Here is a 24070-nt window from a genome sequence, read left to right as displayed (position 1 = left end):
GTATGAGTGAGAATTTACTTAATAAAAACTGTATGAAATACCCCAATAAGATTATTAATGAAACCCAGTACTTATTATTTTTAAACATCGAAACAACCCCTATATAATTAAGAACTTTTATTTCCTCTATCCAGAACGAACATTGGCTAAATAAGTAAAACTTACAATAAGATTTATCGTACTATGTTCGAGGCGAATGTAAACTAATGCAAGCTTAGGTGCAAAGAGTAAACCTACATCGTATGATATTGAATGTAGGTTTGAATAAATTTTTGATTTTATTATGAGGTTTTTAAAGTATATTGATTACGTTTGAGTGGAGTTAGATTATTACTTCAGTTCTCCACCTATTAAAGGAAGATTATCTAAATTAACTGTTAAATCTTCCAATTTTAATTCGTCTGCGCAATACATAAATAATGATAAAAATAAGTGAGCCAACATGAAGATATAGTTGCTCGCATTTACAGAACTTCCATCCGCATTTTCGCTGTTAAGACGTGACGCAATACTTCCGTGAAAACTGTTATTTCTTATTGCATAAATGATAGCTCTAAATATAAAGTTGAGATATTCATAATCATTATCAATAGAGATGGTTTCAAGAATCTTCTTATCTTGGTTATCCTTTTTATCATATATAATAACACTTCTATTCTTAACTAAATGTCTTAACTTCTTTGCTAAACTAGTTGGAATTGTTCGTGCTTTTTCTCTTTTTTCTTCATCAGTCCCATCAATCTGTAAATTCACCTCTAAAAAATTTTCTGTTATTTTTGGGTCGCAAATGTTCTTAAATCCCTCACTATAAGTATTTTTTATCTTTTTATGTATTTTTGAAAAATTACCTTGAAATGTTTCATAGGAAGACATATTATAACGAGAATGAAAACCTAAGTCTTCGATAATATAACCTCTTAATAAATAGTTAGCAATAAATTTGTAAATCTTAAGAGGCATTTTTGCAACATAAAGGTTAATTATTTCTAATATAGTGTAACTTTGACCTTTGTAAGTTAAAGATTGATAAAGTTTTTTTTCGAGTGCAGTTAAGACATTATCAATACAGATTTTATCAGTTAAACGTTTTTCTATGTTTTTCATAAGAAAGACTTTTTTGTATGTGTTATTAATACTCATCCATAAGAAAGCAAAGCCCATATCAGGACGGTGTGGAAGGCAATAATAAGCGTCAAGAAGATATGTTAAAGATTCATATGGAACATCGTTATGAAGTACCCATTCGTCATTAGTCCATTGTTCATTATAAATTCTTTTTAGCCGTTTACTATCTAATAGTCCACCATAAGCGCTATTTTCCTTTAGTTGGTTAACATGTTTTTCCCTAGTGTAGTTCTTAAGTAAATGTAGTATATCTTCCATTTTGTATATACCCCTTAAATTTTTAGTAGATTTATCACCTTAAGATTATACCATTTTTTACAAAAAACATTAATTTTTATTTATGGTAATGCTATAGAAAAAGAATGCTCGTATTTGTAATTTTATTATCTGATTCTTAGCTAATTGATAAGGCTATGCAAGCAGGGACAGAGGGTATATTAGAAAAATAGGTGAAGGATAACTTTTTGCTTTATTCTTGTTGTTTTCTAATTTGTTAGAGAATATGTGTAGATAACGTTCAGTTGTTTTTATACTGGAATAAAGTGAAATTTATAATATCACCATTATTCACTATAATAAAAGTATCATATACAGCACAGTTAAGGACTCCAAGGGGGCTCTTAAATATGAATGGAAGCGTCAAAAAAGATAAGAAAACGGGAAAATATTTTTATATTGTAGACATTGGTATTGACCCTTTAACAGGTAATAGAAAGCGAAAGAAGAAAAGGGGATTCATTACCAAAAAAGAAGCAGAGAATGCTTTAACACAGCTACTTTCGGAAGTTCATACGGGAACACATGTAGAACTTAGTAAGCTACTTTATGGTGAATATCTTGAGAGTTGGTTCAATACAAAGAAGCATAGTGTTGGTGTTCAAACTGCGAAGGTATTTAAACAGTAGCATCATCCCTTCTCTAGGCAATATCAAACTAGCTAAGTTAACATCATTGCACATGCAAAACTATGTTAATTCACTGCGAGACGAAGGGAGGAGTGAATTCTATTAAGTTTGAGGAAGAATTACAATTTTTAAGGGAGCATATGGATAAATTGAAAACAGTTTTACACATTTCAGAAAGTGTTTTAATTCTTGATGAAGAAGTATATGCAAAAGATATACCTATGGTTGTAAAATCCGTTAAAGTAAATGAGAAGATTTATAGTAGATTCGTTGAATTGTGTGAGGAAAGGTTTAATCACTTGAAAATGAAGGATTTAATTTCTCAGGCTTTATTGGATTTTTATATGAAATACAATAAAAAGTATTAGTTTATGGCTAATACTTTTGTTTTTTTTAGTAAAGAAGAGAGAAAAGATTGACATTTAATAAAGTATATTTGAAAATTTTAATAGGGATATTTTTCAAGATATCACTTACAAGGAAATATCAAGAAGAAAATGTAAGTTAAAACTGAAAGGAGTAGAGAAATATGTGGGCTGATGGTGCTTCAAAAATAGATATGTTAGCTTATGAACCATATGCGGAATTAGTGTATGAGGTAGCTATTAGTGAAAGAATGAATCCATTAACAATTGGTTTATTTGGTAATTGGGGAAGTGGTAAATCTACTTTACTACATTTAATAGAAAAGAAAGTATTAAACGAGAGAAAAGAAGCTCAAAATATAGCGGTTGTTTCTGTAAATGCATGGATGTTTGAAGGATATGATGATGCTAAAACAGCATTAATGGAATCAATATTAAGAAGTATGCAAGAAAATGAAGAAATAGTTCAAACAACTGGTGGGAAAATCAAAAAATTATTAAAAAGAGTAGATTGGATAAGGGTTGGAAGTACAGTTGCTAAGAAAGGGATCCCGTTAGGGTTAAGTTTGTTAGCCGGAAATCCACTTCCTATGCTTATGAGTGGGCTAAGTGCAAATGATTTTGATGATGAGAAAAAAATTGAAAAGCATATGGAAACATATAAGAACTTAAAGGAAGAATATATAAAACAAGAAGAGGAGAAAAATGTAATTGATAATATTAGGAAATTTAGGGAGGAGTTTGGAGGTTTAATAAATGAATCTGGTATAGATAATTTAATAATTATCATTGACGACTTAGATAGATGTAACCCTGATAGGATTGTTGAGACATTAGAAGCTATAAAATTATTTTTATCTGTGGAAAAAACCACTTTTATTATAGCAATGGATGAAGATGTGATTACATATTCTATAAAAAGAAAGTATCCACAATTAGAGGAAATAGATATAGATGTTTCTAAAGACTATATAGAGAAAATTATCCAACTGCCTATTAGTGTATCTGAACTATCAGAAATAGATGTGAAAAACTATATGCTATTACTTGTTTGTGAGATGTATTTAAAAGAAGAAGTGTTAAATAAACTACTTCAACAGTTAAAACGAAACGGGATTTTTGTTAGAGGAGAAATTATTAGTGCCAGAGATATCGATGATACTATTAAAGGATTTGACACAGATGTTGAAACGTGTGTTAAGGAAGGAGGAAGTTTTGAAAGCCTCGAGCAGCAGCTATATGTATTTGATAGCATAGGTGATATTATAGCGACGACTTTAAAAGGAAATCCGCGTCAAACTAAGCGTTTTTTAAATACTTTTTATATGCGGAAACGTTTGGCTGAATTACAAGGAATAGATCTTAATTTAGCTATATTAGCTAAATTAATGGTGCTTGAATATGTAGACAAAGATTTATTTAGAGAGTTATATAAATGGCAGATTGAACATAATGGTTACGCGGAACCTTTAAAAGACATAGAGGAGAAGGCTCTAACTGTTATTCAGCCTGAAGAGGTAGAACGATCTGAAGAAGTTAATGGAAATAAAAACAGTGGCTGGTATACAGACACTATAAAAAGATGGATTGGAGTTGAACCATCTAATTTATCCAGTAAAGATTTAAGTGTATATTTTTATCTTGCGCGTGACGCAGTTAGAAGTAAAGGATTATCAGGAAATAATTTGGGTCAAAAGGAAAGAAAGATAATTAATGAAATATGTAATAATCAAATAGCTATTGTATTGAGAAAAGCAAAGATTAAAAAATTAGATGAACTTGATGGAGTTACACAAAAGGAAATTATCAAAGGCATCATATCAAAATATAATCAAGACAAAAAACTATATTTAGAAGTATTAATTGAAATTTATAAAACTTATCCAGTGTATCAACAATTATTATTCAATGAATTTGAAAAAATTAAAGTAACTAATATAACCCCTAAGGAAATTATATTGTTTAAAAATGGGCTGAAAACGGATGATTTTGAAAAAATTCAAAAGCATTACATATCAAAAGGTAGTAAAAAGCCGTTATGGGATATGGCTGTTGATATTAAAGGGGGGAAATAATAGATGGGAACATCAAAGGGATATGCTCCACCAACAGGATATTTATGGTCAGATGCTAAGAGGGCGGTTTCGTACATGGGAAGGAATAATTTTACACCTTCTTCTGTAGGAAAAGCAATTTCTAAGTATTCTCAAGCCTTAAAAGGAATGAAAAATAGTAGTAATAATATTAATATAGGTGGAACTGGTGCCAAAGCCATTAATTTTATTGACTTAGTCAAAAATTATGGATTCACTACAGCTTTAGAGAATATTGGACTTAAGCATTTGATAGATAAAAAACCTGATGAAATATATGTGGGCCTAACAGAGTATTTTGCAGGGTCAAAAAACTCTCTGTTAGAAGGGATTGCTCAGCAGAGTATAAATGAATTAATGGCAGAGATATTGGCTGATGTTCAAACATTAGAAGAATATGATGAAATTTTTCTTTCGATTAATAAAGAGGAGTTCATAAGGGAATTTATTATTAAATTTGTACAAAATAGCTTTTTCACAACTTTCTCTGAAAAGATAATTTCTATGTTTGATAATTTAAATCAATTTGATGGTGTGCAAGATACTATTGAAACTTATATTAGAACGACGATTGAAAATGATTATACATTAGAAGAGTTACAACACATAGATTGGGCTGGAGAACAAGGGAGTAAAATTATTGATCAGAAGTGTGACGGAGCTTTACAAATATTAACTGTTTGGAGTGAGTCTCTTGTTTAAAGTATGGATAAATAAAAAAGTAGATGAGAAACCCAGTGATAGGGAGTATGTAGTATTTAATTTATTTAATAAGAACAAAGAATCTAATATTAAAGTAGATGTGGAGAATTTATGGAGAAGGTTTGGAGAAGAGTCTATTAACGATATTAGTGAGGACTTACTGATTATTGCTATGAGTGTCTTTGCCGTAGATAAGAGAATATCACGAAATCTATTTAAAGATAATTGGACACGTGAAGTTGTGGTGGATATTCCCGTTTTAGAACTTGAAAAATGGAATACAGTCAAACAAGAGTTAGAGACCGTGCTTAGTTTTTTAAGTGGGGACAGATGGAAGTTTAATTTTAGAAAAACAGAATTGAAATTTAGGGCGGATAAGAAAAATACGAAATATAGATTGATTAATAAAAAGAATTTTAATTCAGTCAGTCTGTTCTCAGGCGGATTAGATTCTTTTTGTGGAGCTCTTAATTTATTAGAAAAAAATATACAAACATGTTTTATTGGTTTTAGAGAGTATAATTTACTAACCAATAGGCAAAATGAACTTTTTAGTGCATTAAATTTTGCATATCCTGCAGTGAATAAAGAACTGTTACTATTTAATGCAAGTCCATTAGCTCCTGTAGATATAAGCGGAAATAAGATGAATATTAAGGGAGAGAGTACAAGTAGAAGTCGTTCATTTTTATTTTTAGCAGGAGCGGTTGTTGTTGCTTCGATTATTGGAGAAGAAACTCCAATTTATATACCTGAAAATGGATTTATAGGTATTAATGTACCACTTACAGATAGTAGAAATGGGAGCTGTAGTACTCGCACAACGCATCCGAGGTTTTTAAAAACTTTAAACAGTATATTGAGAAAAATAGGTTTAAATCATAGTATTGAGAACTTCTATTGGAATAAGACTAAGGGAGAAATTGTTGAGGAACATAAGGAAAACGAAGTATTTAAAGAATATGCTCATAAAACATTATCGTGTTCTCACCCTTGTTTATGTAGATATGATAAAATTACGCCACCATGTAATTGTGGTTATTGTTATCCATGCTTAATACGGCGCTCATCCATGATTAAGGCTGGTTATGATGAGACTAATTATAATGAAAAGTATACATTAAATAGGGCTTTTATTGATACTTATAATAGCCCTCAAGGAAAAGCGAGCGATTTAAAAGCAGTACTATTTAGTATTAAAAGGTATCTTAAACATCAAGAGGATAATAATTATATTAGGAACCTTCTGTTAAGACCAGGAAATTTAACAATGGAAGAATTGCTTCAATATGAAAGAGTATATCACGAGTCTATGAAAGAACTATTAATTATGATTGAAAAGACTGATGAAGAAACTGGAAGTAATTTGTTAAGATATATAGGAATAGAGGAAAAAATGGAATGTCAAAATTAATAGATTTTCACATCCATATTGATTACTATAAAGAATACAAAAAACTATATGATTATTTTAATAATAAGCAAATATATGCTCTGTTTGTTACTAATTTACCTGAAATATACGATAAATGTAGGAAAGAATTTTGTAATTCGAAGTATGTAAAAGTAGCTTTGGGATATAATCCTCAGTTAATAAAAACTCATAAATTTAATAAAAATATATTTAATAACTATTTAGGAAGTACAAAGTATATTGGAGAAGTTGGTTTAGATTACTCTAATGAATTTATTTCAACTAAAGAAGAACAAAAGAAAATATTTAAATATATATGTGGTAAAGCTGGTGAAATGAATAAAATAATTTCTATCCATTCAAGGAAAGCAGAGGAAGATACTTTAGCGATACTGAGAGAAAATAATGTGCGTTTTGCTGTATTTCATTGGTATACAGGAAAATTAACTTTAATTGATGAGATTATAAATAGTGGTTACTATTTCTCTGTCAATTATTCAATGTTAACCTCTGCGAAAGGTAAAAAAATTATTGAAAGAATACCTATGGATAGACTGTTAATCGAAACAGATGGCCCTTTTGGGAAGTGTAGCAAAGGGAATAAGAGAGAAGAGTATGATTTAGAGTTTGTATATAGAAATTTTGAACATTACTTTAATAATGTAAATATAAGAGAAATCGTTTTTAATAACTTAAGTACGTTATTAGTTGAACAGCAAAAAGTAAATAAGATTTAAAGGAGCATTTATGGTTGTATTATTCTTTAGCGCTAAACTGTTGAAGGGAAAAGTTCTTGCCACCCCCAATTGAATAAACTGGAGTTCAATGTTAATAAATTAATAAGAGGTATAGAGGAGAGTATAAACAAGTGGAAAAGCTGTTAAAGATTTTAGAGATTCTATTTCGATTAGGGGTTCCAACAATTCATGATAGGGTAATTTGGAGTGCGAAACAGGGCATATATGCTAATCCAAATGGTATAACAGAAGAAGATTTAATATGGTATATAACTAAAACATATTCACTGTCAGGTATATTAATAAAAATAGTTACTAAATTGATTTTATTAATACCTACTATCTGGTCTTTAAATTTAATTGGTACTTTTCCAACAAGTATAGATTATTTAATTAGAATATGCATTGGTTTAATTATGTTATTTATAATTGCAGTGTTAGCAACACATGTTCATTTTCTATTTAGTAGTTTAGAATACAAAAAGCAGAAAATTGAAAAGTCATTTGAGAATTACCGTCACGATTATTTTATGCTGGAAAGTAGTCGAATATTAGAGGATGAATGGAAGAGAATTAAAGATAGACGATATCTTGAAGATTTGTATGAAATATAAAAGTGGATACAAACACATCTCATATCTATTTATAAATTCTTAGTTACTATGCTCAAGTATCAACACATGTAGATTGCATGTTCTTCTGGAAATATGAAATACAGAGGTATGTAACATACTATTTTTTAATGAAGATTTAAGTAGAATAATAAAAGGATAATCAATTTCATATATAGTTAAAGGAAAATCATTCATCGTATCATAAAAGGGTTTTACTTTTTATGGTGTGATAGGAGATGGAAATACTTTCAAAAAAATGATAAAAACAGCATAATAAAATGCTGTTTTTATCTTAATTAGGCACAATTGGATGACCAGGAATTTTCTTCTGCAGTAGACATCCAAATTTCTAATGTTTCAATTCGAAATAGTATTCTCCGCCCAACTCGAAAGTATGGAATCTTACCTTTTCTAACTTGTTCATATACAACGTCCACAGAAACTCCTAAAAATACAGCTACCTCTTTTACAGTCATTGTTCTTCTTTGCATAAATTACCACTCCTTCTTTTAAAATATTATCTTCATAACTTTTCTATTTTTATTATTTTTATGTAAATTTATATTGTAATTTTAATGTATTTAAATTATAAAATTTGATTTTTGATAATTCAATGCTAAAACGGTTCTACCCCGTTTTATTTTAGTTGCTATAAGGAGTGAGGAAGGCTGGCTGGCTGGCTGGCTCTATTGAGAAGAGAGGGAAGGAAAGTTATCGTTTAGTGTATAGTATGGGTTTTGATGCACATGGAAAAAGAATAAAGAGAACCAGAACGATAAAAGCAAAAACAAAAAAGGAAGCTGAAATAGAACTGGCTAAGTTTGTTGCTGAAATAGAAGTTGGAGAATATATAAAACCAGAAAAGATAATGCTAATAAACTTTATTGAAGAGTGGAGAATAAGGTATGCAAATAAAATACTTGCTCCAAAGACATTTGAATCTTACAACATTTATATTGATTCCCGAATTATACCAAGTTTGGGGCATTTACGATTAGATCAAATTAAACCTGTACATCTCATGGATTTTTTAGAGAGCTTAGAAAAAGAAAGAAAGGATGGAAAAAAAGGGGGACTATCAGTAGAAACTATTCGATATAATCATCGAGTTCTAAAAAACATTTTTAGTAGGGCGGTTGAATGGGAATTTATTAAAGTGAATCCAATGGAACATGTACCAAAGTTAAAAGCAAAACCTTCTTCAGTACAGGTTTATAATTTAGAACAGGTTCAAAGAATGATGGGAAAGTTAAAAGATGAGAAAATGTCATGGAGAGTTTTAATAATGTTAGCAATTACCTGTGGATTGCGTCGTGGAGAGCTTCTTGGATTAGAGTGGAAACATGTTAACTTTAAGGAAGAAACCCTTTATATTAACCAGAACGTTCAATATCTAAAAGGGAAAGGTTTTATAATAAAAGAACCTAAAACCAAGAATTCAGTTCGTAAGGTGGCTATTCCAGTGAGTTTAATTCCTATTTTAAAAGAGTATAAGAAAGTTAAAATGGAAGAAAAAGAATTAATAGCTGAACTTTGGGAAGGTGACGAACATGAATTTTTATTTTCTGCTTGGAATGGAAAACCATTAAATCTATCTTCTGTTGGTACATATTGGAGAAGGTTTATAAAGAAGAATGAACTTCCATATGTTCCATTTCATGGTCTGAGACATACAAGTGCTACCTTATTGATAAATAAAGGAGTTCATATGAAAAACAATTAGTGCAAGGTTGGGGCATGCATCAAAAGGCATTGCTGGAAAACGGTTCGTTTGATTATTCAAATGCGAAAAAACATGTTGTAATTATTGATGAAATGAACCGAGGTAATATTTCTAAGATTTTTGGTGAGCTGTTAACGTTACTGGAAGAGGATAAGCGTTTAACACAAAGTAATGAATTGATTGTTGAATTGCCTTATTCAAAAGAGAAGTTTACGTTACCTCCCAATCTATATGTAATTGGAACTATGAATACGGCTGACCGGTCTATAGCTTTGCTTGATACAGCGTTACGTCGCCGCTTTGTGTTTGAAGAAATCATGCCAAATACTGATCTTCTTGAATCGATTGGTGATGAAATTGACCTTGCTGAAATGCTTTCTGTTATTAATAAGAGGATTGAAGTACTGTATGACCGCGATCATATGATTGGGCATGCGTATTTTATAAACGCGAAAACAGATAATGAAGTTATAGCTATTTTTCAAACGAAAATCATTCCACTTTTACAAGAGTATTTTTATGATGATTGGGAAAAGATCGGTCTTGTTTTGGGTGGAATAGGGAGTTCAAAGGAAGATCAGTATATTGTTTATAAAGAAGAAGTTAATGTAAATGAACTGTTTAAACAAAAGCCATCTATTTATATTCCTGCACTGTACCGAGTAAAACGAAAATTAACAGCGCAAGAGCTAATAGCGATTTATGAATAAGACAATTATAGTGCGTGAGGCGTATGACTGGATTACAGAAAATGACTTTACAGTAGAACAATTTGATGAGCTTATACGGTATATTGAAGAAAAATATCCTAATGAACAGGTGATTGATCAGAAGTATAAACGACTTCGCTTTATTAATTATGTTGGCGTGATACAATGTTCAGATGTGAGATACGAAATTATTCCCAAAATAAAACTTACACCTATTGACGATCGAAAGGCATTGCTAAGAATGCTTTCGGTTACAGGGTTTTTGCCGGTTTCATTTTATGAGGAAGTACTAAATGGTGAAGATAGAGGGGAACTGCTTACGGCATTTCTTGCTACATTTCTTGCTCGTTTGCTGAGCGAACTCAGAAAAGGGACTTTTAAAACATACGAACATCATGAGGAAAATTTAAATACACTGCGTGGCAAACTCGAGCTTAGTAAACACATTTATAAGAATGTTTTTCAAAAAACAAAAGCATATTGTGCATTTGATGAATATACGGAAAATAACCCTCTAAACAAGCTATTTAAATGTGCATTGCTCATTGTAAAAAAGCATACAAGAATACATACTTTAAAACTTTATCTTGAGCGCTGTTTAGGCTACTTAGAACCTGTGGATGTAGTACATTTTACAGAGAAGGAAATAAAAAGCATTACATTTAACCGACAGAATGAACGTTTTCGTCAAGCTGCTTTATTTGCTAAGCTAATTGTTGAGCGGGCAACGATTTATAGTAAAGGGCAAGGAGCATCATCGTTCTCTTTCTTATTTCAAATGAATATATTGTTTGAAAAATATATTGAAGTAGCACTACAAGAGGCTATTGATAATAATAAAATAATCAGTCAACATGCAGAGATGAGGCTATTACGTAATAAGAAGAGTGGACGACAGAACATTTTATTAAAACCAGATTTTGTGATTGATAATGTGATAATCATGGATACAAAGTGGAAAAGTGCAACAAATAATGGAAGAAGTAGTTATGTTCAGAGTGACATTTATCAAATGTATGCGTATGTAACTGCTTATAAGGAAGTTCAAAGGTGTATATTGCTGTACCCGAAACAAGAAATAGAAGCTGATCATCCTGTGTGGGAAGTTATCGATACTGAAAAAACTATCGAAATGTGCACGATAAGAATTGATGAATTTTCCGAGACTGTGCGAGAATTAAAAGAAATTCTACAAAAGTAAGTTAAATAATTTTGTAAAGACGCCCAATTGAATTTAGTTGCTTTTAGAAGAAAATGAATATTTTTTTTATTTCAATTGAAATAGAAATGAACTTATTATATAATAAGTTCAAGAAAATTTTTCTTTTTTTATCATTCCTAAATAACCACAAACCTTTCGGGTTTACGATTCATTACAAGGAAGTGTATAAAACATATACGCTAATTTGTAATACGAATGTATTCCTGAGAGGTTTTTTTGCGTTATAGGAATAGGACAAGTATTGAACTAACAGGGAAGTGATAGGATGTCTTAACTTTTTAAGAAATGTAGTAAGGAAGTAAGAATTTTGAATTTCAAAATACAAAATAAGTTGAAAAAAGATGAGAGGAGCAGTCTCGTCTTTTTTATTTCGAAAGGAGAAGGACATGGGTAAGAAAATTATGGTTCAATCTGTAAAGTTGGTAAAAGACAGTAATCGTATTTATGATATTGAGAAAAAGAAAATCACTTGTCCAGAGGATGCTGTACGCTTTGCAAAGATTATATTTGATATAGAGTCAAGACCTAATGAAGTTTTTGGTGTATTTAACTTAAACACAAAGAATGAAATTATTGGCTGTAGCATTGTGTTCGAAGGAACTGTTGATTCATCACTCGTTCACCCACGCGAGACATTCCGCACAGCAATATTAAACAATGCATCTTCAATCGTATGTTTTCATAATCATCCATCAGGGCATAGCATGGAATCCCATGAAGATGTCGAAGTAACTAAGCGATTAAAAGAATGTGGGATTATTATCGGTATCCCTCTTCTAGATCATGTTATTATTGGTGATAACAGTTATGTAAGCTTAATGAAAAAGGGTATTATTTAATAAGATGTAATAGATCAACTATATTCAAAAAATTGTTTGCAGAAACATTTTCAAAGATTTCAAAGAAGAAGGAGGAACATAAAAATGTTCCTCCTTCTTCTTTGAAATCAAGTGGAGCAAATATCATTTGAGATTAGTGGAACTGAAAGCGCCGCAAGATTATAACAAGGTTTGGGATAAATGAGATTTAGTTCATCTATCCTTCTTTTCAGGAAGATACAAGTATAAGGTTACCGATGATAAGAAGCAGTTTAATATCGTCAAAAAAATGATGAAAGCAGCGGATTGTAATTTTGTGGCCACAGATATTGATTGGGGGGGGCGAAGCCATTACACGCTTCACCATTTAGGAAGCCTTGGATCAATAGTATAGAAGTAGATGAGATTGAAAAAGGATTTCGAAGTCTAAAATAAGGATCGAAGTATGTCATTTTGCAGTTATTGTATTAACATATCCTTAAAAATACAATTCTTTTAAAATATAATTTATAATCCATTATTTTCTTTATATTTACTTATTAGTAACTTAAAATTAAGGTGTTTATTACTTATAAATATATTTTAAACGATTTCTGATTCGCGAGTTCAGGAAGGCGTATTAGAGATTGAACTTTTTATCCAGGTAATTCGGAATTTTGAACATAGGAGGGGATTGATTTTGTATGATAAAGGTAAACAAGTTAGGACGGGGTATACTCTTACGTACCTGGTAAATGGAAAGCCTAGATATATAGATATAAAGGAAAAAAGTTTTTATGATGCTAACGAAAAGGCACTAAATATTTTAAAGAATGAAAAGGCGTTAAAAGGTAAGTTTACTAAAAACATGAATATTAAATTACGTTCAAATAATTCTAAAGCAATATATAAACTTGAATGGAAAAAACATCCGCCACTATCAGGACAAGGAGGATATTTTACTACATTTAAATATAATTCAAATGAAAATAATAAAAAGGTTAAATCTAATACTAGTTTTAGCAATACCTATGCAATACCTTTATTTATACTTGTTATAGGTGTACTTGTTTTTCTAAGTGAATATAAGAATGGAGATGCTAAATTTGCGTGGCTTTTGGCAACGTTAGCGTACTCAGCGGTTATACCTTTGGTAAGGTCTAATTTGTTTGAAAAAGCTAAAACCAAGAAAAATATAATGTTGAACAATATACTTTTAGATTCTCCCATTTGGCTCGGGACGTATTTTACTATGCATGCTTTTATAAAAGAAGGGATTATTACAGATACAGCACAATATATGTTTTTTGTGATATCCTTGCTTTTTGTTAAATTAGCTATAAATTATGGGAATGAGAGAGATAAAAGTTACTATGATAGAATATCAACCTCACGTAAATAGACATGTTTACTTGTATGTTGATAGCGTTGAAAGGGATCTCCTTTTTTAAATGAGATAAAAGGCTGTTTTAAATAAGAGGAAATGGGTGTTAATGATGGCTGGACTTGCGATAGTGTCTACTCTCTTTTTTCATAAAAGGTTACTTTGGAATTGGAGCAGGTAATATGTGATATATAAATAGCATTGTATTAGTTCATGTTTCTAATTCAGTATAAGTGGACTGACCAGCTCCTCACAATTTAACTATATTCTCAAATACAGGCCAAGGGCTTGAGGTTAATTAAAAAATGGAAAAAAGAAATTTAGCATTAAGAAATTCAGAAACTGATGGAGTAACAATACATTTATATGAAATGAAAGTTTATAAATTGAAAATACATGAGGACCGGAATACGGTCCTTTTTACTATTTTATCAAAGCATGCTGCTTGTACAAAGCCTTTCAGACAGGATGATTAACAATTCAAATATTTACTTGGAACAAGGTTGTTATGTAAATGAGAGGAACTACGTCCGAAGATAGAAGTACTTACAAATTTTAAAAGAATTCCTTTTGTGTACCAAGAAGCAAAATTTATTTATGATAAAATATAGAAAAAGATGATTAAGAAGGGACAATTAAAGTGAAACCAACAATTTATGATGTTGCGGAAAAAGCAGGTGTATCAATAGCAACTGTATCTAAGGTAATTAATCAAACAGGGCGTATTAGTGAAAAGACAATAAACAAAGTAAATCAGGTAATGGATGAATTAGATTACCAGCCAAGTAGTGTAGCAGCAGCGTTAACAGGGAAAAAAACATATACGATTGGAGTACTTGTCCCAGATATCTCAAACCCATTTTTTGCAGAAGTAGCAAGAGCTTTTGAAAATAGTGCACGAGAATCAGGGTATACACTCATTTTATGTAGTACAGACCATCAAACAAAACGTGAGCATGAATACATTGATCTATTATTTAAAAAGCAAGTAGATGGCATTATTATTGCAACGGAATTAAATGATTATAAACTAGTTAAAAAAATCTTGAATCGAGATTTACCACTTGTTTTATTCACTGTAGATCATCCTTCCATCACAACTCATGTTGTGACAACTGATGATATGAGGGGCGGCTATTTAGCTGGGAATTATCTAACGCAGAAGGGCCATACATCGTTAACAATTATGATGGAGAAGGATCGAAAAAGTAGCTTAGGAAGGCTGAATGGTTTCAAGCAGGCTCTTACAGATTCAGGGGTTTCGTTAGATGATGATGCTATTATTAGCTGTTATTCGACAGTGGAAGATAGCAAACGTGCAAGTAAAGAATTACTTAGTTTGTCTAATAGGCCTACAGCGGTTTTTGCTTGTACAGATTTGATTGCGATATGCCTTATGAATGAAGCAAGAAAACAAGGACTTTCGATACCAGAAGATTTATCAATTATCGGATTTGATAATACAATCTATGCTGAGATTGCAGATCCAGGGTTAACAACGATTGAACAGCCAATTACACAAATGGCGGCCTGTACGTTTGAACAACTCTTAAAAACGATGGAAATGAAGGAGCATGCTAAGCAAAAAATTACGATTATTCCTCAGTTAGTAGAGAGGTCCTCAGTAAAGGATATTACATGAAAACTTTTTTAATAGCCTATTTGAATGTAACGAAAAGAAGGTCATCGTAACCATGTACAGTTATGATGACCTTCTTTTTATTTAGAGTTTATACTGAGAATTGCTCGCCGTTTTTTGTATTTAAATCCTGCTTCATCTCATTCCCCTTTGGAATAGTAAGGAAATGAGTTAGAAATGCACCAAAGAAGTACAAGCCAGCAAAGATCCACATCACACCGCCAACACCTAATGGACCGATGAAAGCAGTAACTACTAATGGACCAACGAATGCTGATAAACCTGAACCTAAATTTAAGACAGACATTGCTGCTCCTTTATTCTCAGGAGATAAAGATGGGACTAATGCTGTAAGAGGTACATAACCGGCAAGTGTTGCTCCATAGCAACAGGCAACAAATAATATTGCCCAATAATTATGTCCTACCATTTGTGGTACATAATAGAGTGCAAGAGTTACAATTCCGCAACCGACTCCTCCGAACCATTTTATTGTATTTACCCAACCAAACTTGTCTCCAACAATACCAAAAATAATATTAAACACCATATTTACAAAGAATAGAGTACCCCAAATTTGTAGCCATTCAGTCATCGTAAAATTATATTTCATCATATAAGTAGGCAGGAAAACAACAAATCCAAACTGAGCAGCCGAGTTTATAATTTTAACAATGCCACCAATCCCAACTTTAGGGTTTTCAAATGCGATGGTAATGCCTTTTAGTAATTCGCTTGATTTGTTGGCGCTTACGGTTTGTGCTTTAAACTTGTCCTTATTGACAACAATTGAGAATAATCCCCCGACGACAACAAAAATTAAAGCACTCCATAAAGTAGCGATTTCTCCGATTTTAGGAACCATATAGCTAGAATAGAAGGCCCCGATAACACTAAGTCCAAGCTGGAATACGAACCAGAACCAGCCAACTGCTCTTGAAAGCATTTGCTGAGGAGTACTGTAAGATACCCAAACTAGGAAGGAATAAGCAAATAAGGGATAACCAAATCCTCGTAGAGCGTAGCAAATTATTATTACCGGATAATTCATATGTTGAATACCTATACCTATGAACCCAATGGAACCTAAAATGAATGAGACTAAACCAAACGTCATTACTTTTCTTGGTCCCCACATTTGTACAAATACCCCCGAAAACCAAGAAGAAGCAGATACAGTAATCCCGTAAATAGTAAACAGAAAAGCAGCGTGTTCTAGTGTTAGTCCTTTTTCAACGAGATAAGGGGATAACCATCCTTGTTCTAAACCATCCCCAATCATAAAAACAATAATCCCTATGTATCCCCAAGTTAAATTAGAAGGAATACCAATTTTGTCCATAAATGTTTTGTTTGAACTCATTGCGTTCATTCTCCCACCACCGATAAGTTTTTTGGTTAAGCGCTTAATTCTTTTTGATAAAAAAAGTATACGCTTACATAATGAGGTCGTCAATGAAATTTTTTGACAATTTACAACTTTCATTCATAGGGACATTCTATTTACTTATCGGACAATAAAATAATAGTGAATATGAAAACAAAGAAATACCTTATAGATGGGAGTTTAGTATTTAAAAGGCTTCGTTTTCTTTGTTATATCAGTATTTTAAAAGATTATTTTTGTAGCTGTTAAGATTATTTGTTTCTAATTATTAATTTGTATGTGGACGTAGTACGTTTACTTACGAAATTTGAAATTCAGATGAAAAGAAAAGTATTCAAAAAAATAAAAATGTTTTCAATTTAGAATCAAGTGTGTATAATGAAGAAAAATAGGGAAAGCGCTTAACTAAATTTGATGTGCTATACCTTATAGACTTTCATTTCGTTTCTTAAATTTTAATAAAGGGGGAGAAATCATATGAATGTTTTAACGATTGGGATTATTGGTGCTGGACGAATTGGAAAACTGCATGTTGATAATTTGCAGCTGATGCCACAAGTGAAAATTAAAGCGGTTTCAGATGTAGTGATTAGTCATCTAGAAAAATGGGCTGAGGATAAAGGGATTTCCACTCTGACTACAAACTATCAGGATTTATTAGCAGATCCAGAAATTGATGCTGTATTTATTTGTTCACCAACAAATACACATGCGCAAATTATTAAAGAAGCGGCTCTTGCGAAAAAACATATTTTCTGTGAAAAGCCTGTTAGTTTCTCAGTAGAAGAAACATTAGATGCATTAGAAGTAGTAAAAGAACAAGGAGTATCTCTTCAAGTAGGTTTTAATCGTCGTTTCGACCCTAACTTCAGAAAAGTCTATGATCTTATTCAACAAGGAGAAGTGGGACACCCACATATTTTAAAAATTACGTCTAGAGATCCACAACCACCAAGTATAGAGTATGTTCGCTCTTCAGGTGGATTGTTTATGGATATGATGATTCATGATTTTGATATGGCTCGTTATGTAATGAATAGTGAAGTTGTTGAAGTATTTGCATATGGAACAACATTAATTGATCCATCCATTCAGGAAGTAAATGATGTTGATACAGCAATTGTCACATTAAAATTTGCGAATGGAGCTTTAGGGGTAATTGATAATAGCCGCCAAGCTGTTTATGGATATGACCAGCGTGTTGAAGTGTTTGGTGAAAAAGGCGCGGTCGCTGCGGATAACTGTTGCCCGACAACAGTACAAGTTTCAAAAACAGAAGGTGTTGTAAAAGATAAGCCGCTTTATTTCTTCTTAGAGCGCTACACGCAGGCTTACATTGAGGAAGTAACACAATTTACAAAGTCAATTATAGAAGGACAAGCTGTTATTTGCAGTGGTAATGATGGGTTACAAGCAGAACGAATTGCGAAAGCTGCGAAGGAATCTTTACTAACAGGAAAACCTGTTCAAATCGAACATAAACAGCCTGCGTTAAACCAATAAAGAGAGCGCTTACTTCTAGAAAGATAAAGAGTTATGAATATTAGGTTTATAAAAATATGAACCATATCATTCACTCTTTCATAAAGCATAGGAGGTAGTAACAATGAATCCACTTATTTTTAAAGAAGATTGTCCATTAGATCTAATTGCAGTTGGACGTTTATGCGTTGATTTAAATGCCAATGAAACACAACGTCCTATGGAAGAAACAAGAACATTTACTAAGTATGTGGGGGGATCTCCTGCAAATATCGCGATTGGTGCGGCACGTCTTGGTTTACAAACAGGATTTATCGGTAAAGTGTCCGATGATCAAATGGGCCGCTTTATTACAGGGTACTTAAAGGACAACAATATTAATACAGGTCAGATATGTATTGATCGCACTGGTGCAGTGACAGGTCTAGCTTTTACAGAAATTAAAAGCCCTGAAGATTGTAGTATTTTAATGTACCGCGACAATGTCGCAGATTTAAATCTTGATCCAACAGAAGTATCTGAGGACTATATTAAACAATCAAAGGCTCTCTTAATTTCAGGAACAGCTTTAGCGAAAAGTCCTTCTCGCGAGGCGGTATTTTTAGCGCTAGAATATGCGCGTAAGCACGATGTAGTCGTATTTTTTGATGTGGATTACCGCCCTTATACATGGCAGTCAGAAGCTGAAACGGCTGTGTATTACAATCTAGCGGCTGAAAAATCTGATGTCATTATTGGAACGCGTGAAGAATTCGATATGATGGAAAAACTATTAAACTACGAACAATCTAATGATCAAGTTACGGCTGAAAGATGGTTTTCTCATCATGCAAAAATCGTCGTAATTAAGCATGGCGGGGATGGTTCAATCGCTTATACGAGAGACGGCCAATCGCACCGCGGCGGTATCTTTAAAACAAAGGTATTAAAGACGTTTGGCGCTGGCGACTCGTATGCATCTGCGTTTATTTATGGCTTAATGCAAGGGCTTGAAATTCCTCAGGCGATGCGATTAGGTGGTGCTTCTGCTTCCATTGTTATTTCTAAACATAGCTGTTCGGACGCAATGCCAACAAGGGCAGAGATTTCTGCATTTATGGAAACGGCTGAGGAAATTGTATAGAAACATCATAAATGAGTAATCAAGTAAGTGCGTATCTTATATACGCTTCTACATTACATAAAAGGGAGAGAATGAATATGACAGTACAAACAGCACAAATTGTAAAAAACTACATTGGCGGCGAATGGGTAGAATCTATTTCAACGAAGATGGAAGCGGTATACAATCCAGCAACAGGGGAAGTAATCGCCCAGGTACCTCTTTCAACAAAAGTAGATGTTGAACAAGCTGTATTAGCAGCAAATGAAGCTTTCAAATCTTGGTCTAAAACAGCTGTGCCAAAACGTGCTCGTATTCTATTTAAATATCAACAATTATTAGTAGATAACTGGGAAGAGTTGGCGAAACTTATTACGATTGAAAACGGAAAAAGCTATAACGAAGCTTATGGTGAAGTTCTTCGTGGTATTGAGTGCGTGGAGTTTGCAGCGGGTGCTCCTACATTAATGATGGGAAAACAGCTTCCTGATATTGCGACAGGTATAGAATCTGGTATGTATCGTTACCCAATTGGTGTTATAGGCGGGATTACACCGTTTAACTTCCCGATGATGGTTCCATGCTGGATGTTCCCACTTGCGATTGCTTGCGGTAATACATTTGTGTTAAAACCTTCAGAGCGTACACCACTTCTAGCAGCAAAATTAGCTGAGCTAGCTGAAGAAGCTGGTTTACCTAAAGGTGTATTAAATATCGTTAATGGCGCACACGATGTAGTAAACGGTCTTCTTGAACACAAATTAGTAAAGGCAATTTCATTTGTAGGTTCCCAGCCAGTTGCAGAATATGTATACAAAAAAGGAACAGAAAACTTAAAACGCGTGCAAGCATTAGCGGGTGCGAAAAACCATTCCATTGTATTAAATGATGCGAATCTTGAACTAGCTACAAAGCAAATTATTAGTGCAGCGTTCGGCTCAGCTGGTGAACGTTGTATGGCTGCTTCTGTTGTAACAGTAGAAGAAGAAATTGCAGATCAATTAGTTGGAAGACTCGTAGAAGAAGCAAATAAAATTGTAATCGGAAATGGTCTTGATGAAGATGTATTTTTAGGACCAGTTATTCGTGATAACCATAAAGAGCGCACAATTGGTTACATCGATTCAGGTGTAGAGCAGGGCGCTACATTAGTTCGTGATGGACGCGAAGATACAGTTGTAAAAGGAGCTGGTTACTTCGTTGGTCCAACAATTTTTGACCATGTTACAAAAGAAATGAAAATCTGGCAAGATGAGATTTTTGCTCCTGTTTTATCCATTGTTCGTGTGAAATCATTGGATGAAGCAATTGAAATTGCAAATGAGTCTCGCTTTGCAAATGGAGCTTGTATTTATACAGATAGCGGAGCAAGTGTACGTCAATTCCGTGAAACAATTGAATCAGGTATGTTAGGTGTGAATGTTGGGGTACCAGCGCCAATGGCATTCTTCCCGTTCTCTGGCTGGAAAGACTCTTTCTATGGTGATCTTCATGCGAATGGTACTGACGGCGTTGAGTTTTATACAAGAAAGAAAATGCTTACATCTCGTTGGGAAAAGTAATCATTAAGAGAGAAGTAGAATCTCCTAGTTGCTTGTAAGCGAAAGTAACAGAAGTAGTAAAACATAAGAAGGAAGTATTAGGAGTCTATCAAATTCCTGATACTCCTTTTTCATATGCAGAATGACTGATAGAGATAGAAAGGAGCAAACAATATGCAAACTGTTCGAATGACGACAGCGCAAGCTTTGGTGAAATTTTTGAATCAGCAATACGTAGAATTTGATGGAAAGCAACAAAAGTTTATTAAGGGAATCTTTACGATTTTTGGTCATGGAAATGTAGTTGGCCTAGGTCAAGCTTTAGAAGAAGACGCAGGGGAATTAGAAGTATATCAAGGGAGAAATGAACAAGGAATGGCAAATGCTGCGATGGCTTTTGCAAAACAAAGACATAGAAAACAAATTATGGCGTGTACTTCTTCTGTTGGTCCTGGATCAGCAAATATGATTACTTCTGCTGCAACAGCTTCTGCAAATAATATTCCCGTTTTACTACTTCCAGGTGATGTATTTGCAACGAGGCAACCTGATCCTGTTCTTCAACAAATTGAACAAACGCATGACTTATCTATTTCTACGAATGATGCTTTCCGTGCGGTAAGTAAGTATTGGGACCGGGTGAATCGTCCTGAGCAATTGATGACAGCTATGATTCAAGCCATGCGTGTTTTAACGAATCCGGCAGATACAGGTGCTGTAACAATTTGTTTACCACAAGACGTCCAAGGGGAAGCTTGGGATTTTCCAAGTTACTTCTTCCAAAAGCGTGTTCATCGTATTGAACGTCGTCTACCTACAAAAGCCAGTTTAGCGGATGCGGTAGAAATGATTAAGAAAAAGAAAAAGCCAATTATGATTTGCGGTGGTGGTGTAAGATACGCAGAAGCGGCAGAGGAACTGAAACAGTTTGCTGGGGCATTCCGCATTCCATTTGGAGAAACGCAAGCTGGGAAAAGTGCGATTGAAAGCAATCATCCATATAATCTTGGCGGCATTGGGGTAACTGGAAATTTAGCAGCTAATACAATTGCAAAGGAAGCGGATCTTGTTATTGGAATCGGGACAAGATTTACTGATTTTACAACGGCATCTAAGCAATTGTTCCAGAATAAAGAGGTTGAGTTTTTAAACATCAACATTTCGGAATTCCATGCGAACAAACTTGATGCATTGAAGGTTATAGCAGATGCAAAAGAAGCGCTTCTTTCCCTAATAGATGAACTGCAAGCAATTGAGTATCGATCTAGTTACACAGTAGAAATCACTAATGCAAAAGAGGCGTGGGAAACAGAATTAGCACGTCTACATAATGTTCGCTTTACAGATCAAGGTTTCACGCCAGAAGTTGAAGGTCATTTCGATGAAAATTTAAATGAGTATGTAGACGCACTTGGTACACAATTAACACAGACCGCAGTCATTGGACAAATCAATACATTACTTGATAAAGATTCGATTATTGTTGGTGCGGCAGGAAGTCTTCCGGGTGATTTACAAAGAATGTGGGCAGCAAATAAACCTAATACATATCACATGGAGTATGGATACTCTTGCATGGGCTATGAGGTTGCAGGCGCACTTGGTGCAAAGCTAGCTGAACCATCGAAGGAAGTATATGCAATGGTAGGGGATGGCAGTTACCAAATGCTTCATTCTGAGCTTGTCACAAGTCTTCAAGAAAACAAAAAAATTAACGTCTTATTGTTTGATAACTCCGGATTTGGCTGCATTAATAACTTACAAATGGGCAACGGAATGGGGAGCTTTGGAACAGAGTTTCGCTACCGAAACCAGCAAACTCGTAAATTAGACGGGGCAATTATGAAAATTGATTTTGCAGCGAGTGCGGCTGGATATGGTGTAAAAACGTATCGCGTTACATCAATAGAACAATTACAGGTAGCGCTTAAGGATGCGAAAAAACAAACAGTTTCTACATTGATTGATATTAAAGTATTACCAAAAACAATGACAAATGGATACGATTCATGGTGGCATGTAGGTGTTGCAGAAGTATCTAAGAGTCAAAGTGTACAAGCTGCGTATGAGAGTAATGTAAGTAACTTGCAAAAGGCAAAATCTTATTAGATTAGGACATAAAGAGAGCTTTTTATCTACATGCATATTGTTTAGTAAGCTCTCTTTTTAACGAAAAGATAGGAGAATTTAGCGAAACTCTATAACATTTTACAAAGAGGAGAGACAAGGGGATGTTCAAAGAAAACACGATTAAGCTTGGGATTGCACCAATTGCTTGGACAAATGATGATATGCCGGAGCTAGGAGCAGAAAATACGTTTGAACAATGTATTAGTGAGATGGCACTAGCTGGATTTAATGGAAGTGAAGTAGGTAATAAATATCCGAGAAATACAGTTGTATTGAAAAAATCATTGGAATTACGAAATCTGGAGATTGCTAGCGCATGGTTTAGTGCGTTCTTGACAACGAAGCCGCTTGAAGAGACGGTACAAGCATTTATTAAACATAGAGATTTCTTGCATGAAATGGGTGCAAAAGTCATCGTTGTATCAGAGCAAGGACATAGTATTCAAGGTTTAATGGATGTACCGCTATTTCAAAACAAGCCCGTTTTTACAGCAGAAGAGTGGGATAAGCTTGCAGATGGATTACATCACCTCGGTAAATTAGCTCAGGAAAAAGGGCTACATATTGTATACCATCATCATATGGGTACGGGTGTTCAAACAACGGCAGAAATTGAAAAGTTAATGGATATGACTGATCCAGAGCTAGTATCCCTGCTTTTTGATACAGGTCACCTTGTTTTTTGAGGAGAAGAGCCGCTTTATATTTTGAAAAAATATTTACCTCGTATTAAACATGTACATTTAAAAGATATTCGCCAGGTGGTAGTAGATGCTGTAAAGGAAAATAAATTAAGTTTCCTACACGCAGTAAAGAATGGTGCATTTACAGTTCCAGGGGATGGCGTAATAGTATTTGATGAAGTGTTTACTACCCTTGCGAACTCTGAGTATAAAGGATGGTTTGTGGTAGAAGCAGAGCAAGACCCAGCTTTAGCGAATCCTTTTGAATACGCATTAAAAGCTCGAAAATTTATACAAGAAAAAGCAGGTTTGTAA

General features: G+C 33.4%; 19 protein-coding genes and 2 pseudogenes. 18 read left to right on the top strand and 3 right to left on the bottom strand.

What is annotated here, in order from left to right; genetic code table 11:
- Window positions 1–330: 330 nt before the first annotated feature.
- Complete coding sequence (locus JDS81_RS21570; protein WP_097953386.1) at window positions 331–1383, bottom strand: hypothetical protein; 1053 nt, start codon at window positions 1381–1383, stop codon at window positions 331–333.
- Between the two features lie 368 nt (window positions 1384–1751).
- Here JDS81_RS21570 and JDS81_RS21565 point away from each other — a divergent pair.
- From JDS81_RS21565 to JDS81_RS21535, 7 genes and pseudogenes are all read left to right on the top strand, one after another.
- Window positions 1752–2118: pseudogene (locus JDS81_RS21565) on the top strand (Arm DNA-binding domain-containing protein); the annotation flags it as partial.
- A 4-nt stretch (window positions 2119–2122) separates the two neighbouring features.
- On the top strand, window positions 2123–2398 hold the full coding sequence (locus JDS81_RS21560; protein WP_097953385.1) for a hypothetical protein: 276 nt from the start codon (window positions 2123–2125) through the stop codon (window positions 2396–2398).
- 161 nt (window positions 2399–2559) lie between these two features.
- Window positions 2560–4470, top strand: coding sequence for a KAP family P-loop NTPase fold protein (locus JDS81_RS21555; protein ID WP_097953384.1), 1911 nt, complete (start codon window positions 2560–2562; stop codon window positions 4468–4470).
- A gap of 3 nt (window positions 4471–4473) precedes the next feature.
- Window positions 4474–5190: a hypothetical protein gene (locus tag JDS81_RS21550; RefSeq protein WP_097953383.1), complete on the top strand. Its 717-nt coding sequence runs from the start codon at window positions 4474–4476 to the stop codon at window positions 5188–5190.
- Window positions 5183–6604 (top strand): Qat anti-phage system QueC-like protein QatC, encoded by a 1422-nt coding sequence (qatC, locus tag JDS81_RS21545; RefSeq protein ID WP_097953382.1) that lies wholly within the window; start codon window positions 5183–5185, stop codon window positions 6602–6604. Before JDS81_RS21550 ends, qatC begins: the two co-directional genes overlap by 8 nt.
- Window positions 6592–7341, top strand: coding sequence for a TatD family hydrolase (locus JDS81_RS21540; protein ID WP_097953381.1), 750 nt, complete (start codon window positions 6592–6594; stop codon window positions 7339–7341). Before qatC ends, JDS81_RS21540 begins: the two co-directional genes overlap by 13 nt.
- Before the next feature lie 131 nt (window positions 7342–7472).
- Window positions 7473–7955 (top strand): hypothetical protein, encoded by a 483-nt coding sequence (locus tag JDS81_RS21535; RefSeq protein ID WP_097953380.1) that lies wholly within the window; start codon window positions 7473–7475, stop codon window positions 7953–7955.
- Window positions 7956–8251: 296 nt separating this feature from the next.
- Here the strand turns inward: JDS81_RS21535 and JDS81_RS21530 are convergent, their stop codons facing one another.
- Window positions 8252–8446 (bottom strand): helix-turn-helix domain-containing protein, encoded by a 195-nt coding sequence (locus JDS81_RS21530; protein WP_097953379.1) that lies wholly within the window; start codon window positions 8444–8446, stop codon window positions 8252–8254.
- A gap of 167 nt (window positions 8447–8613) precedes the next feature.
- Between JDS81_RS21530 and JDS81_RS21525 the strand changes: the two genes are divergently transcribed.
- From JDS81_RS21525 to JDS81_RS21500, 6 genes are all read left to right on the top strand, one after another.
- Window positions 8614–9678 carry a site-specific integrase gene (locus JDS81_RS21525; RefSeq protein WP_142316319.1) on the top strand — a complete coding sequence of 355 codons (1065 nt, stop codon included), beginning with the start codon at window positions 8614–8616 and terminating at the stop codon, window positions 9676–9678.
- A 14-nt stretch (window positions 9679–9692) separates the two neighbouring features.
- Window positions 9693–10388 (top strand): McrB family protein, encoded by a 696-nt coding sequence (locus JDS81_RS21520; protein WP_371399167.1) that lies wholly within the window; start codon window positions 9693–9695, stop codon window positions 10386–10388.
- Window positions 10381–11589 carry an McrC family protein gene (locus JDS81_RS21515; RefSeq protein ID WP_097953377.1) on the top strand — a complete coding sequence of 403 codons (1209 nt, stop codon included), beginning with the start codon at window positions 10381–10383 and terminating at the stop codon, window positions 11587–11589. Before JDS81_RS21520 ends, JDS81_RS21515 begins: the two co-directional genes overlap by 8 nt.
- Before the next feature lie 407 nt (window positions 11590–11996).
- Complete coding sequence (locus JDS81_RS21510; protein ID WP_097953376.1) at window positions 11997–12449, top strand: JAB domain-containing protein; 453 nt, start codon at window positions 11997–11999, stop codon at window positions 12447–12449.
- Window positions 12450–13107: 658 nt separating this feature from the next.
- Window positions 13108–13809, top strand: a complete 702-nt coding sequence (locus JDS81_RS21505; RefSeq protein ID WP_097953375.1) for an amino acid transporter — start codon at window positions 13108–13110, stop codon at window positions 13807–13809.
- 622 nt (window positions 13810–14431) lie between these two features.
- Window positions 14432–15433: a LacI family DNA-binding transcriptional regulator gene (locus JDS81_RS21500; RefSeq protein ID WP_097953374.1), complete on the top strand. Its 1002-nt coding sequence runs from the start codon at window positions 14432–14434 to the stop codon at window positions 15431–15433.
- Window positions 15434–15521: 88 nt separating this feature from the next.
- Here the strand turns inward: JDS81_RS21500 and JDS81_RS21495 are convergent, their stop codons facing one another.
- The gene (locus JDS81_RS21495) at window positions 15522–16802 is read right to left on the bottom strand and encodes an MFS transporter (protein ID WP_097953373.1); all 1281 of its coding nucleotides are present in this window, start codon (window positions 16800–16802) and stop codon (window positions 15522–15524) included.
- Window positions 16803–17294: 492 nt separating this feature from the next.
- On the opposite strand from JDS81_RS21495, the gene iolG reads away from it, so the two are divergent.
- The 5 genes and pseudogenes from iolG to iolE all read left to right on the top strand — a co-directional run bounded on the left by iolG (window position 17295) and on the right by iolE (window position 24070).
- The gene (gene iolG, locus JDS81_RS21490) at window positions 17295–18320 is read left to right on the top strand and encodes an inositol 2-dehydrogenase (RefSeq protein ID WP_001101871.1); all 1026 of its coding nucleotides are present in this window, start codon (window positions 17295–17297) and stop codon (window positions 18318–18320) included.
- A gap of 103 nt (window positions 18321–18423) precedes the next feature.
- Window positions 18424–19422: a 5-dehydro-2-deoxygluconokinase gene (gene iolC, locus JDS81_RS21485; protein ID WP_097953372.1), complete on the top strand. Its 999-nt coding sequence runs from the start codon at window positions 18424–18426 to the stop codon at window positions 19420–19422.
- Between the two features lie 77 nt (window positions 19423–19499).
- Window positions 19500–20963, top strand: a complete 1464-nt coding sequence (locus tag JDS81_RS21480; RefSeq protein ID WP_097953371.1) for a CoA-acylating methylmalonate-semialdehyde dehydrogenase — start codon at window positions 19500–19502, stop codon at window positions 20961–20963.
- A gap of 153 nt (window positions 20964–21116) precedes the next feature.
- Window positions 21117–23051 carry a 3D-(3,5/4)-trihydroxycyclohexane-1,2-dione acylhydrolase (decyclizing) gene (gene iolD / locus JDS81_RS21475; RefSeq protein ID WP_097953370.1) on the top strand — a complete coding sequence of 645 codons (1935 nt, stop codon included), beginning with the start codon at window positions 21117–21119 and terminating at the stop codon, window positions 23049–23051.
- Between the two features lie 122 nt (window positions 23052–23173).
- A pseudogene (iolE, locus tag JDS81_RS21470) lies at window positions 23174–24070 on the top strand (myo-inosose-2 dehydratase).

Origin of the sequence: Bacillus cereus group sp. N31 (assembly GCF_016483245.1) — a bacterium.
Lineage (GTDB): Bacteria > Bacillota > Bacilli > Bacillales > Bacillaceae_G > Bacillus_A > Bacillus_A toyonensis.
The sequence above is the reverse complement of the archived record's forward strand: the minus strand, read 5'-3'. Positions and strand labels throughout refer to the sequence as shown.